Here is a 13,761-nt window from a genome sequence, read left to right on the forward strand (position 1 = left end):
CTACTGGCATTATATCATACGCAATTTTTCTTTGCAATATACTCAATATATTTTTTAAGGTGTTTTGTGCGCTACGTGTGTTCTACACTTCAAAATCGCCCACTTTTTTAGAAAATCCAAGAACTTTCAGGCATAAAAAAACCCCGGAAAATCAAAAATTTCCGAGGTTTTGATAAATTTCCGTATTCGATTGGAATTATCGCTTGCTGAACTGCGGTGCGCGACGAGCAGCTTTGAGACCGTATTTCTTACGCTCTTTCATACGTGGATCACGTGTAAGGAATCCAGCAGCTTTAAGAGCTGGTCTGTAGTCTTTGTCTGCCTCAAGGAGTGCTCTGGAAAGACCATGACGGATTGCTCCAGCCTGTCCTGTGTATCCACCGCCGTGAACATTAACGATCACGTCGAATTTACCCTCTGTCTCTGTTAAAGCCAGTGGCTGACGAACGATAACCTTCAGAGTCTCAAGTCCGAAGTACTCATCGATATCTCTTTTATTGATAGTGATTTTACCTGTTCCAGGTACCAGGTAAACTCTTGCGATTGATTTCTTTCTTCTTCCTGTTCCGTAGAATTTTGCGCTAGCCAATGTTTTCTACCTCCTATTAAAATGTTAAAACTTCAGGCTTCTGAGCCTCATGTTTGTGCTCTGGTCCTGCGTATACGAAAAGTTTCTTGTTCATAGCTCTTCCAAGAGGTCCTTTCGGAAGCATTCCCTTAACTGCGAGCTCGATAACCTTCTCAGGTTTCTTTGCTAACATTTCTTTTAATGTGGTTTCTTTCATTCCACCAACATAGTCGGAGTGGTTATAATAAATCTTCTGCTCAAGCTTCTTGCCTGTAACTTTGATTTTATCAGCGTTTACAACGATTACATAATCTCCTGTGTCAACGTGCGGTGTAAACTGAGGTTTGTTCTTTCCTCTTAAAACACTTGCAACACCGGATGCCAGACGTCCCAGAGTGCAACCCTCTGCGTCAACTACATACCATTTTCTTTCGATTTTATCCGGATTAGCCATATAAGTCTGCATGGTCCTACCTCCTGTTATTTATCAACGATAATGTTTCTCAAACCGCGGTACTTCCGCGAAAAAAAGTAAATGGAAACGCGGGTGCAAAATAAATCGCGGAAATGTCCGAAACCGCTGATAAAATGCCGTCGCCGGGGCTATTGGCTCAAGCATCTTCGCACTACGTCACATTGAGTTATTATATTATAAGGCACCTTGCCTGTCAACTGTTTTTTCTTGTAATTTTCAACAAAATTCCTGTTTTCAGAAAAACTCGATTCCCATCAGCGTCAACCCCTGAGCCGGAGCTGTGGGGCCTGCTGCCCCGCGGTCACAGGCTTTCAGGATCTTATCCATGCGTTCCGGCGGATACTGCCCGTTTCCGATCTCGATCAGGGTTCCGGAAATGATACGCACCATATTGTAAAGGAAACCTGTTCCTGAAATGCGGATGGTCACCATGTCACCATCTCTCCACACGTCCATGGAGGTCACGGTGCGGATGGTGGTCTTCACCTGTGCGCCGGAGCCGCAGAAGCTGGCAAAATCATGGCGTCCGATCAGATAAGATGTTGCTTCCTTCATCTTATCCACATCCAGTTTATAATGGTAAAAATAAGAGTACAAACGCTCCGTTGGCACCGGAAACCGCCGGTTCAGGATACGATATTCATATGTTTTTTCACTGTCACAGTAACGGGGATGAAAATCCGGCTCCACCTCCTCAGAAAGCTGGATACGGATATCCTCCGGAAGTCTCTGGTTCAGTGCATAGGAAAATTTTTCCCCGGGGATCCTGGATTCGGTATCAAACACCGCCACATTTCCAAGAGCGTGCACTCCTGCATCTGTACGGCTGGCACCGATGGTCTCGATCTTTTCCCCAAGCAGCTCACTTAAGGTATCGTTTAAAACGCCCTGAATGGTGATTCCATTTGGCTGTGTCTGCCAGCCTGAGTACTTGGTTCCATCATAAGCTACAACAAGTCCTACTCGTTTCATAAAATATATTCCCTCCTGATACAGACATCCCTGCAGTACTTTCTATCCCAAAACAGACATACCGTCCTGCAAAATGCCTGCCTGATCCGGTTACAGTTCTGCTGTGCAAAATGCAGCGCTTCGGACCGTTCCATGTCTGAGTACCGGCAGGATTTGGCTACAGTCCCGCCACACGGAATGCAACACCCACCGCAAGATATGCCACAAGGATTCCATAGGCCGCATAATCTCTTTTTTCATAATGCAGCGGCTTCATCTGTGTTCTGTGCTCTCCACCATGGTAACACCTTGCTTCCATGGCCATTGCCAGATCATTGGCGCGGCGGAACGCTGAAATAAACAGCGGTACAAGAAGGGGTACCATATTTTTCGCCTTCTGGATCAGGTTTCCGTTTTCGAAATCTGCACCTCTGGCGATCTGTGCCTTCATGATCTTATCCGTCTCCTCCAGAAGGATCGGGATAAATCGAAGGGCAATGGACATCATCATGGCGATCTCATGTACCGGCACCCGGATCTTGTTCAGCGGACGGAGCAGTCTCTCCAGACCATCTGTCAGCTGATTCGGCGTGGTAGTCAATGTCATGATGGAAGATCCGATCACAAGGTAAACAAGACGGATTGCCATTCTTCCTGCAAGAACAAGGCCTTCCCTTGTGACCTTGATGATCCCGAAACGCCACAGCACTTCGCCAGGCGTCAGGATGATATTGAACACAACCGTGATCAGAAGGATCATAACGATAGCCTTCAGACCCTTGAACATGAATTTCACCGGGACCTTGGATATTGCGATCATGGCTACCAGAAATGCTGTTGCCACCGCATATCCGAGAAATGTATGGAACAGGAACACAGAGATCAGAAATCCCAGAGTTCCCAGAAATTTGGTCCGTGGGTCCAGTCTGTGAAGAACGGATTTGGCCGGATAATACTGGCCAATGGTAATATCTCTGATCATTTTTCCGCCCCTCCTTTGTTCAGTAATGGAGAGTTCGCCTGCGCAAGTGCGGCAAGGATACTGTCTCTGGCTTCCTCCACCGTTGTGGCATCTGCATCCACATGCAGCCCATGTTCCTTCAGCGCATGCATGATATAAGTGATCTGCGGTGCGGCAAGTCCCATGGTTTCCAGTTCCTTATAATGGAAAAAAACCTTCTTCGGCTCATCATCAAATACAGCTTCTCCGTGATTCATAACAATGAGGCGCTCCACGTATTTCGCAATATCCTCCATGCTGTGGGAAACCAGAACAATGGTTATCCCTCGCACCTTATGAAGCTCTGCGATCTGATCCAGGATATCATCCCTGCCCTTCGGGTCAAGCCCTGCTGTGGGCTCGTCCAGGATCAGGATCTTCGGGTTCATGGCAAGAACCCCTGCAATAGCTACCCTTTTTTTCTGGCCTCCGGAAAGCTCAAAGGGTGATTTCTTGAAATTGGACTCTTTTACTCCAACCTGAGTCAGCGCCTGCTTCGCTTCTTTCTCTGCTTCTTCCCTGGAAAGTCCCTGATTCATAGGTCCGAAGCATACATCCGAGATCACATCATTTTCAAACAGCTGATGCTCCGGGTACTGGAACACCAGACCAACCTCGCTGCGGAGCTGTTTCCGGTCATATTTCTCAGCCCACACATCTTCTCCGTTATACAGAACCTGGCCGGATGTTGGCTGTACCAGCGCATTCAGATGCTGGATCAGCGTGGATTTTCCGCTTCCTGTGTGTCCGATGATCCCGATAAACTGGCCGTCCGGGATCACAAGGCTGACATCCTTCAGCGCATGGCTCTCATAGGCTGTCCCGGGGCTGTAGGTATAGGTTACATTTTTTAATTCGATTGACATAATGCGCTCACCAGCTCCTCTGTAGTCAGTATTCCATCCGGAACATCCACGCCGGATTTCTTCAGTTCATATGCAAGAAGTGTTACCTGTGGTACATCCAGTCCATACGCCTTAAGGGTATCCACCTGGGAAAAGATCTCTTTGGGATTTCCCTGCATCACAACATTTCCGCTGTCCATGACATAAACACGGTCAGCATGGATCACTTCCTCCATGTAATGGGTGATCAGAATAACTGTTACCTTTTCCTTACGGTTCAGCTCCCGCACTGCCTCCAGGACTTCCTTTCTTCCGTTAGGATCCAGCATGGCGGTAGGCTCATCCAGAATGATGCACCGCGGGCGCATGGCCATCACGCCTGCAATAGCCACTCTCTGCTTCTGCCCTCCGGAAAGCTTGTTTGGGGACTGATAACGATAGGCTGTCATACCGACTTTTTCCAGGCTGTCATTCACCCGTTTCCAGATATCATCTGTAGGAACTCCCATATTTTCCGGACCAAATCCTACATCCTCTTCCACAACGGTTCCTATGATCTGGTTATCCGGATTCTGAAATACCATTCCTGCCTTCTGGCGTACCTTCCAGAGTTTGGTCTCTCTGGCGGTATCGATCCCGTCCACCAGCATCGTTCCCTCTGTTGGGATCAGAAGCGCATTCATATGCTTCGCCAGTGTGGATTTTCCGGATCCGTTATGTCCCAGAACTGCCACAAATTCTCCTGCTTTAATGTCCAGGTCCACATCATTGACTGCACGCTGCATGTCTACCACATTGCCGTCATCATCGTATCTCTGATAGTCAAATCCCAGCTTAAGCGCCTTGATAATTCCCATCTTTTCTGCTCTCCTTAATCCTCTGTAGCTGCCGGTTCACCAAGGCCGGTCAACTCATCGATCAGTGCCCATATCTCGTCTCTTCCCTGCTTCGTCTCCGCAGAAAACGAAAGGATCTTTCCCTCTTTCGGAAGGCCCAGTCCGATGCGGATCTCCTTCAGGCTTTTTGCCACCTGGCTGCGTTTCAGCTTATCAAGCTTGGTCGCGATGATCACCGGCTCATATCCGTTGTGACAGATCCAGTCATACATCTGCTTGTCATTGGCGGAAGGCTTGTGGCGGATATCCACCAGGAGAAAAACCGCACGGAGCTCTTTGGAATTATGAAGATAGCCCTCGATCATTTTTCCCCATTTTTCCTTCTCTGCCGCAGAAACCTTGGCGTAGCCGTAGCCCGGCAGGTCTACGAGATACATTGCTTCATTAATATTATAAAAATTGATCGTCTGTGTTTTTCCCGGCTGTGCGCTGGTTCTTGCCAGGGCCTTGCGGTTCATCAGACCATTGATCAGGGAGGATTTCCCTACATTTGATTTTCCCGCAAAAGCTACCTCCGGCCTTCCTGTGTCCGGGATCTTGCTTGTGATGCCGCAGACGATATCCAGCGATACGTTTTTGATTACCATTCGTTATTCCTCCCTTTTCTTTTAAAAGCCCTGTCCTGAAGGTCAGGGCAGGGTTTTTCTGTTTTTTGTTTATGCAAGAGCTTCACCGAGAACTTCTTTCATGCTATCCACAAACCGGATATTCAGTCCCTGGATGATCTCTCTGTCCATCTCCTCGATATCCGGACGATTTTTCTCCGGAACAAGGACTTCCTTGATCCTGGCATATTTAGCTGCAAGCAGCTTCTCTTTCAGTCCGCCGATCGGAAGCACACGGCCTCTTAAGGTGATCTCACCGGTCATGGCAAGATCCGCACGTACCGGTTTTTCGATAATTGCAGACAGCATGGCAGTTGCCATTGTAATACCGGCAGACGGACCATCCTTCGGAACAGCACCCTCCGGGATATGTACATGCATATCATGCTTCTGGAAAAATTCCGGATCGATCTCATATTGGTCAGAAACCGAACGGATATAGCTGATACCTGCCTGTGCAGATTCCTTCATCACATCTCCAAGCTGTCCGGTAAGAAGCAGCTCGCCTTTTCCGGGCATGATATTGACTTCGATCTGCAGGGTATCACCGCCTACCTGTGTCCATGCAAGACCGCGGGCGATCCCGATCTCATCCTTCTCATTGGCCATTAGATAGTTATATCGTTCTTTGCCAAGGAATCTGGAAATATTTCGGGATGTGACAACTACCTTATCCTTACCCTCTTCCATGATAGCACGTGCAGTTTTTCTGCAGATACGTCCGATGCTTCTCTCCAGAGAACGGACTCCTGCTTCCTTGGTATAATTGTTGATCAGCTTGCCAAGAGCTGCCGGCTGGATCACCAGCTTGCCTTCCGGAATACCGTTGATCTCCATCTGCTTCGGGATCAGATGTTCCCTTGCGATATGTTCCTTCTCATTTTCCGTATATCCCGGGATTTCCATCAGCTCCATACGGTCAAGAAGAGGTCTCGGGATTCCCTGAACATCATTTGCAGTGGCAATAAACAGTACCTCGGAAAGATCCTGGGGAATCTCCACATAGTGATCATTGAACTTACTGTTCTGCTCCGGATCCAGAACCTCCAGAAGTGCTGCGGAGGTATCTCCTTTATAATCGCTGCTGGTCTTGTCGATCTCATCAAGAAGCATCAGCGGGTTGCTGACTCCGGCTTCCTTCAGTGCGACTGTGATCCTTCCTGGCATGGCACCGACGTAAGTCTTTCTGTGGCCACGGATCTCAGCCTCATCACGGACACCTCCAAGACAGATGCGGACGTATTTCTTGTTCATGGCCTCTGCCACAGAACGTGCAATGGAAGTTTTTCCGGTTCCCGGAGGTCCCACCAGACAGAGGATCGGACTCTTTCCCTTGTGGGTCAGCTTACGTACAGCAAGGAATTCCATGATACGTTCTTTGACCTCTTTCAGTCCGTAATGACCCTCTTCCAAAACCTTCCATGCGTTCTCAAGATCCTCGGAATCCTCGGATTTCTTATTCCACGGAAGTGCAAGAACGGTTTCCAGATAGCCTCTCTGCACCGTTGCCTCTGCAGCACTGGCTGCCATTCCTTTAAAACGGCTGATCTCCTTGGAAATCTTCTCTTTTACTTCATCAGATGCATCCAGCTCCTTCAGCTGTTTTTTAAATTCATCGATATCATCAGCAGTATTCTCCTCGCCCAGCTCCTCACGGATGGTTTTCAGCTGTTCCCGGAGGATATACTCTCTCTGATTCTTGTCGATATGGGATTTCACCTTGCGCTGAAGATCTTTGGTGATATGGATCACCTCGATCTCGCTGCCAAGAAGCGCTCCAAGGATCTCATAACGGTCATTCAAAGACACTGCTTCCAGAAGCTTCTGCTTGTTCTGATACGCCATCGGAAGATTTACTGCGATCTGGTCGATGGTTTCCTGCACATCTTCGATGTTCATGATCTGGGTTACCAGATCCTTGCTTACTTTTCCGCTTTCTCTGCAGTATCTCTGAAAAAGCTCCCGGATGCTGCGAAGCATGGCGTCCTTTACCGGTTCCGGGTAATCCTCTTCCTGTGCCGTAACGATCTCGCATTCCGCCTTCAGATATGGTTCCTCCTGCTCCAGGCCCAGAACCTCTGCCCTGTCCAGTCCCTCTACCAGAACCCGGTAAAGATCCTGCGGAAGCTTCACCACCTGCTTGATATAAGCGACGGTTCCTACCTGATACAGATCCGTAAGTTCCGGTATTTCCACCTCAGGATCCTTCTGTGTCAGCAGAAAGATCTTCTGGTCATGGAGCATGGCTGCTTCCACGGCACGGATAGATTTCTCCCTGCTCACATCAAAGTGTACGATCATATCCGGAAGGACTGTAGTCCCACGGAGAGCGATCATTGGCAATATATTGACCTGATTTGTCATTTATGTCATTCCCTTCATCAAGCTGTTTCCGGCTTGCCTTTCTTTTTCGAACGGGATGTTTTGCGTCCTGCTTTTTTTGCAGGAGTCTTGGCCTCCCCGTGGATGATCTCCGGCTCTCCGGTTCCCTCCACTGCCTCTTTTGTGACGATACACTTACGGATGGTGTCGTCCGATGGTGTCTTGTACATCAGATCCATCAGGGTATGCTCCATGATGGCACGAAGTCCTCTGGCACCTGTTTTTCTCTCAAGAGATTTCCGGGCAACTGTCTCAAGTGCTTCATCCTGGAACTCAAGCTGCACGCCATCCAGCTCAAAAAGCTTGTCGTACTGTTTTGTGAGGGAATTCTTAGGCTCCTTCAGAATACGGATCAGTGCTTCTTCATCCAGAGAATCCAAGGTTACCACGACCGGAACTCGTCCGATAAACTCCGGGATCAGACCAAATTTAATAAAGTCCTCCGGCATAACCTCCTTCAGAACTTCGCCCACATTGCGGTCTTCCTTTTCGGAAACCTCCGCCCCGAAACCAATGGATTTGGTATCCTGTCTTGCCTCGATGATCTTCTCCAGTCCGTCAAAAGCACCACCGCAAATGAACAGGATGTTTGTAGTATCGATCTGGATAAATTCCTGATGAGGATGCTTTCTTCCTCCCTGAGGAGGTACGCTTGCAACGGTTCCTTCCAGAATTTTCAGAAGTGCCTGCTGTACGCCCTCACCGGACACATCTCTGGTGATGGAGGTATTCTCGGATTTTCTTGTGATCTTATCGATCTCATCGATATAGATGATCCCGTACTGGGCACGCTCAATATCGTAATCGGCTGCCTGAATGATCTTCAGAAGAATGTTCTCAACATCCTCGCCAACATAACCTGCCTCTGTGAGAGTAGTGGCATCTGCGATGGCAAAAGGAACATTCAGCAGTCTTGCCAGTGTCTGTGCAAGAAGTGTCTTACCGGAACCGGTCGGACCAAGCATCAGGATATTACTCTTCTGCAGCTCCACGTCCAGGTTTCTTGAAGCAAGAATCCTCTTGTAATGATTGTAAACAGCTACGGAAAGTGCCTTCTTGGCATCATCCTGTCCGATCACATACTCATCCAGGATACTGTGGATCTCTTCCGGTTTCAGAAGGTTGATCCCTGTTTCATAATCTGCCTCATGATCATACATACTGAATTCTTCTTCCATGATCTCGGAGCAGATCCCGATACATTCATCACAAATATATGCTCCATCCGGACCTGCGATCAGCTTGCGTACCTGATCTTCAGTCTTATGGCAAAAGGAGCATCTTACCTTTCCTTCTTTTACTTTATCTGCCATATCTTTTTGTTTCCTTTCTAAGCGTAAATGTCCGTCTCTCGCAGACATTTAAAATTCCTTTTTAAAGCAAGATAAGACTCCTGTGTCTTTACAGGAGTCTTTTCTTACGCATTATTTGTGGATCACAACACCGTCGATCAGGCCGTATGCCTTAGCTTCTTCCGCTGTCATATAGTTGTCACGGTCAGTATCTTTTTCCACAATCTCAAGAGGCTGTCCGGTATTCGCAGAAAGAATCTCGTTCAGCTTCTTTTTGGTTTTTGCGATCTGGTCAGCTACGATCTGGATCTCTGTAGCCTGCCCCTGTGCACCGCCTGATGGCTGATGGATCATGATCGTCGAATTCGGCAGTGCATATCTCTTGCCTTTGGCACCGGAGGACAGGAGGAAAGCTCCCATGCTGGCTGCCATTCCAAGGCAGATCGTAGATACATCGCACTTGATATACTGCATTGTATCATAAATTGCCATTCCGGCAGTTACAGAACCACCCGGGCTGTTAATATAAAGCTGGATATCCTTGGAAGGATCTTCTGCTTCCAGGAAGAGAAGCTGCGCAACGATCAGGTTTGCACTGACATCGTTTACCTCTTCTCCAAGGAAAATGATTCGGTCCTTAAGAAGTCTTGAATAGATATCATAACTTCTTTCTCCTCTGCTGGTCTGCTCAATGACGTAAGGTACTAAACTCATTTTGCCCTCCATTTCCGAGGTTTATTACGCCTCTACAGCTGCATCGGCAACTAATGTAACAGCTTTCTGAACAGCCATATCTTTCTTCATCTGCTCCATCTCGTTCTCACCGATGAGATCTTTTAATTTGTCTGCTTCCATCTTGTACATCTCTGCCATCTTGGAGATCTCTTCGTTAACTTCTTCCTCTGTTGGCTGGATGTTCTCTACCTCAGCGATCTTCTCAAGAACAAGTCTTGTCTGGATTCTCTTAAGAGCCTGTGGCTTCATGTCTTCCATCATCTTGTCAACGCTCTGGCCTGTGAACTGGAAGTACTGCTCCATGGAAAGACCCTGGGACTGCATTCTTCTTGCGAAATCGTCAAGCATCTGACGTGTCTGTGTCTCGATCATTGCCTCCGGAATATCCATCTGTGCATTCTCGATCACTTTATCTACTGCTGCGTCTTCTTTTGCACGACGTGCATCTTCTGCTTTCTTCTCTGTCAGGTTCTTCTTAACGTCTTCCTTGTACTCAGCAAGTGTATCAAACTCAGATACATCCTTAGCAAAGTCATCGTCAAGCTCCGGAAGCTCTTTTGCTTCGATCTTCTTAACATCGCACTGGAATACAGCTTCTTTGCCAGCCAGCTCTTTTGCCTGATACTCCTCTGGGAATGTAACCTTAACTTCTACGTGATCACCTGTGTTAGCACCAACAAGCTGCTCCTCGAATCCCGGGATGAAGGTGTTGGATCCAAGTGTCAGCGGATAGTCTGTTCCTTTACCGCCCTCGAATGCCTCACCATCTACGAAGCCCTCGAAATCGATAGTTGCTGTATCGCCGTTCTGTGCTGCACGATCCTCAACTGTGATGGTTCTGGAGTTTTTCTCCTGCTCTTTCTTAAGCTCAGCCTCAACTTCCTCGTCTGTTACCTCTGTCTCAGACTTCGGAACCTCAAGTCCTTTATAGTCACCAAGAGTTACCTCTGGTTTAGTAGCTACTTCTGCTGTAAAGATAAATGGTTTGCCAGGCTCAACCTGTGTTACATCGATCTTAGGCTGGGAAACGATCTCAAGATCACACTCAGCAAGTGCTTTGCTGTAATGCTCAGGGATCAGAGCGTTTGCAGCGTCCTCAAGGAATACTCCCTTTCCGTACATCTGCTCGATCATTTTTCTTGGAGCTTTTCCTTTACGGAATCCCGGAATAGAAATTCTGCCTTTTGCTTTCTGATATGCATTCTGCATTGCTTTGTCAAGATCCTCGGCGGAAACCTCGATTGTAAGTTTCGCCATGTTTTTCTCCATTTTCTCCACCTGTAAACTCATGTTTCTTGTTCCTCCTTAATCATATCGAGTAAATACCTTATATAAAATAGTTAACACTCGCATTATATATTTACAGTCATTTCTGTAGTATAGCATAACCACTGTAAAAACGCCAGTATTTTTTTCAGTTTTCCATATGCCCCCACAGGGCATTTCTCAGCTGCCCACGTCCTCAATGTCAAAGTAATTTTCTGTCTTTCTTATGTTGTTAAGACAAAATGTAAAAATCCTTTTATAAGTTTTAGGCGTATAATGAACACCATCGTCTGTACCGTCTCCCGTATTGGATACAGTACCATATCCGGTCCGCATCAGATAACTGTAAACATCAATATAGTGGTACTGACTTCCAAGCTCACCGGCAAGACCGCTGTTAAAAGTCCGGACATCCTCACATTTACGATTCTTGGTACTTCCCTTTTCCCCTCCATTGATCGGATTCACAGACATATAATACAGACTGCAGTTTTTCATGGAAAGCTTTGTTCCCAGCTTTTTCATATAAGACACGTACTGTGAGAGTCTATCATTCAGATCCTGTTTTCCGTTAATATCTCTGAGATCATTGATACCATGATTAAACACCACTGCGATCTTTGCGTATTTTTCATTTTTACGACATTTTTCTATTTCTTTCAAAAGAGCCTGTGCGCCCGTTGACTTCAGCCAGCCCAGTTCCGTATTAGAACAGCATACAAAGCTGACATGGCTGTCCACATACTCCTTTCCAAACTGTTCGTACAATACCTTCTGAAGACCATATGTCCTGGAATCTCCCACGAAGATGATCCTTTCGTAATTCTCAGGATAATGAAAGCTGTTCCTGACCAGATTCGGTTCCTGATACCGCCAGAATCTCACCGCATAGAGATGCATGGTCCCACTGACTGTGATCACCTGTCCGGCTTCATACCTTGGTGCGGTCTTCTGACCTGCCCTGGTAGACCATCCAAGGAATGTATAATTCTCTTCATTGGCCATCACCGGTAGTTTCAGTTTTCCGCTTGGAGCCTGGATGATCTTGTAGATATCTCCGTCATTCCTGTGCAGGATCAGTTTGGGATTGTTCTTCTTTTTTATCACTGCATAAAACGTTACATTTCTTTTTACAAAATATTTTTTTCCCGGCTTATATCCTGCCTCCGCTCCTCCTTTTTTCAGAGACCATCCTTCTGCCTGATATCCTGCTGGGACCTGCGGCACTTTGGGAATCGTGATCATGGAACCATATTTCTGTTTCTTTTCCAATTTTTTATATATAGCAGAGGAGGCTCCTCCGCCTGACCTGAAAGATACGGAATACACTTTTTTGCAAGCATTCCCGAATGTATCATCCGACCAGTCAAAGCCGGCAGCTGACACCAAATTTCCTGTGGCTGTCATCAGTATAACAAAAAGCGCCACTACCCACAGGACCTGTTTCATCTCTTTTTTCATGCTCTTACATACACCACCGATTCAGCGATCTCTTCTGCCTTTGCGCTTCCCTCCAGCTGTCCGATCAGGGAAAGGCTGAAATCGATGGCTGTTCCAAGGCCTCTGCTGGTAGTTACATTTCCATCTACCACTACAGGCTCCAGAGATGTTCTGGCACTTTTAAGCTGTTCCATAACAGATGGGTACGATGTAGCATTTCTGCCTTTCAGGAATCCAAGTCTCTCGAATATACCTGGTGCCGCACAGATAGCTGCTACCTTGCCACCATTCTGATAGAAATCTGTCAGAAGCTCAGTCAGCGGTTTATATTCCTCCAGATATTTTGTTCCCGGCATTCCTCCCGGAATTACAAGCATATCCGCATCGGAAAAATCACATTCTCCAAAGGTACGGTCTGTAAGAAGATCGATCCCATGAGAGGTTCTGATCTCTTTTGTCTCTTTGATAGATACTGTCTGGATGTCGATCCCGGCTCTTCTCATCAGATCTACCACGGTCAGTCCTTCAATATCTTCAAAACCATCTGCGAAAAAAATATATACTTTACTCATGATCCTGTTCATCCTTTCTTTTATAAAATCCATAAATATTTTCTGTATTCCCCATTCCCTTCCATAATGCTTTTTCCATCTGAAAATGTCAAGAAATTTCAACAGATATGCCATTGCAAATCCTGTTTTTTTCCTGTAGACTGAACATAATATCTTTTCATTTCACAAATCCGGAGGTTTTTTATATGGAGATCGAACGTAAATTTCTGATCCGGAAGGATGACCTTCCGCAGGATCTGGCTTCTTATCCCTGCCACAGGATCGAGCAGGGGTATCTTTGCACTTCCCCTGTCGTCCGCATCCGCCGGCAGGATGATGACTATTTTCTTACTTACAAATCCAGGGGTCTCATGAGCCGTGAAGAATATAATCTTCCGCTCACCGTTGAAGCCTATGAGCATCTGAAGCCTAAAGCAGACGGTATCCTCATTACCAAGGACCGCTATGTGATCCCGGAAAAAGACGGACTTTTTATTGAACTGGATGTGTTCCACGGAGAATACGAGGGAGTTCTTCTGGCTGAGGTGGAATTTCCTACAGAGGAAGCCGCCAATGCCTACACTGCGCCGGACTGGTTCGGAGAAGATGTAACTTATTCCACCAGATATCATAACAGTACCATGAGCCAGGGCTGGCAGAGCGATTACTGTTCACTCCGTTCTCAGTAACACGCTTCGCGGAATATTACCACTGAACAGTAACGCAGAGCGATCACTGACTGGTATCGTAAATCG

General features: G+C 46.9%; 14 protein-coding genes. 1 reads left to right on the forward strand and 13 read right to left on the reverse strand.

The features are described 5' to 3' along the window. Positions 1 to 196: 196 nt before the first annotated feature. From rpsI to BN3261_RS09380, 13 genes are all read right to left on the reverse strand, one after another. A complete protein-coding gene (gene rpsI / locus BN3261_RS09320; RefSeq protein WP_059086106.1) occupies positions 197 to 589 on the reverse strand; it encodes a 30S ribosomal protein S9 in 393 nt (130 codons plus the stop codon). Positions 590 to 605: 16 nt separating this feature from the next. Then, entirely contained in the window at positions 606 to 1,034 is a 429-nt protein-coding gene (gene rplM / locus BN3261_RS09325) for a 50S ribosomal protein L13 (protein ID WP_021650595.1), read from the reverse strand. 243 nt (positions 1,035 to 1,277) lie between these two features. Continuing rightward, on the reverse strand, positions 1,278 to 2,015 hold the full coding sequence (truA, locus tag BN3261_RS09330; protein ID WP_021650594.1) for a tRNA pseudouridine(38-40) synthase TruA: 738 nt from the start codon (positions 2,013 to 2,015) through the stop codon (positions 1,278 to 1,280). A 157-nt stretch (positions 2,016 to 2,172) separates the two neighbouring features. Further along, the gene (locus tag BN3261_RS09335; RefSeq protein ID WP_015527359.1) at positions 2,173 to 2,976 is read right to left on the reverse strand and encodes an energy-coupling factor transporter transmembrane component T family protein; all 804 of its coding nucleotides are present in this window, start codon (positions 2,974 to 2,976) and stop codon (positions 2,173 to 2,175) included. Further along, positions 2,973 to 3,860: an energy-coupling factor transporter ATPase gene (locus BN3261_RS09340; RefSeq protein ID WP_022426171.1), complete on the reverse strand. Its 888-nt coding sequence runs from the start codon at positions 3,858 to 3,860 to the stop codon at positions 2,973 to 2,975. The genes BN3261_RS09335 and BN3261_RS09340 overlap by 4 nt, the downstream gene beginning before the upstream one ends. After that, complete coding sequence (locus tag BN3261_RS09345) at positions 3,845 to 4,696, reverse strand: energy-coupling factor transporter ATPase (RefSeq protein ID WP_059086107.1); 852 nt, start codon at positions 4,694 to 4,696, stop codon at positions 3,845 to 3,847. Before BN3261_RS09345 ends, BN3261_RS09340 begins: the two co-directional genes overlap by 16 nt. A 14-nt stretch (positions 4,697 to 4,710) precedes the next feature. Then, on the reverse strand, positions 4,711 to 5,322 hold the full coding sequence (gene yihA / locus BN3261_RS09350) for a ribosome biogenesis GTP-binding protein YihA/YsxC (protein WP_059086108.1): 612 nt from the start codon (positions 5,320 to 5,322) through the stop codon (positions 4,711 to 4,713). 69 nt (positions 5,323 to 5,391) lie between these two features. Further along, a complete protein-coding gene (gene lon / locus BN3261_RS09355) occupies positions 5,392 to 7,704 on the reverse strand; it encodes an endopeptidase La (protein ID WP_022426170.1) in 2,313 nt (770 codons plus the stop codon). A gap of 17 nt (positions 7,705 to 7,721) precedes the next feature. Continuing rightward, positions 7,722 to 9,035, reverse strand: a complete 1,314-nt coding sequence (gene clpX, locus BN3261_RS09360; protein ID WP_059086109.1) for an ATP-dependent Clp protease ATP-binding subunit ClpX — start codon at positions 9,033 to 9,035, stop codon at positions 7,722 to 7,724. Positions 9,036 to 9,146: 111 nt separating this feature from the next. After that, positions 9,147 to 9,728 carry an ATP-dependent Clp endopeptidase proteolytic subunit ClpP gene (gene clpP / locus BN3261_RS09365; protein ID WP_015527365.1) on the reverse strand — a complete coding sequence of 194 codons (582 nt, stop codon included), beginning with the start codon at positions 9,726 to 9,728 and terminating at the stop codon, positions 9,147 to 9,149. 24 nt (positions 9,729 to 9,752) lie between these two features. Continuing rightward, positions 9,753 to 11,039 carry a trigger factor gene (gene tig / locus BN3261_RS09370; protein WP_015527366.1) on the reverse strand — a complete coding sequence of 429 codons (1,287 nt, stop codon included), beginning with the start codon at positions 11,037 to 11,039 and terminating at the stop codon, positions 9,753 to 9,755. A gap of 156 nt (positions 11,040 to 11,195) precedes the next feature. Next, on the reverse strand, positions 11,196 to 12,476 hold the full coding sequence (locus tag BN3261_RS09375; RefSeq protein WP_059086110.1) for an InlB B-repeat-containing protein: 1,281 nt from the start codon (positions 12,474 to 12,476) through the stop codon (positions 11,196 to 11,198). Further along, positions 12,473 to 13,030, reverse strand: coding sequence for a DJ-1 family glyoxalase III (locus BN3261_RS09380; protein ID WP_092068762.1), 558 nt, complete (start codon positions 13,028 to 13,030; stop codon positions 12,473 to 12,475). The genes BN3261_RS09375 and BN3261_RS09380 overlap by 4 nt, the downstream gene beginning before the upstream one ends. 182 nt (positions 13,031 to 13,212) lie before the next feature. On the opposite strand from BN3261_RS09380, the gene BN3261_RS09385 reads away from it, so the two are divergent. Beyond that, entirely contained in the window at positions 13,213 to 13,695 is a 483-nt protein-coding gene (locus BN3261_RS09385) for a CYTH domain-containing protein (RefSeq protein ID WP_059086111.1), read from the forward strand. Positions 13,696 to 13,761: the final 66 nt, after the last annotated feature.

Origin of the sequence: Blautia massiliensis (ex Durand et al. 2017) (genome assembly GCF_001487165.1) — a bacterium.
GTDB lineage: Bacteria > Bacillota > Clostridia > Lachnospirales > Lachnospiraceae > Blautia_A > Blautia_A fusiformis.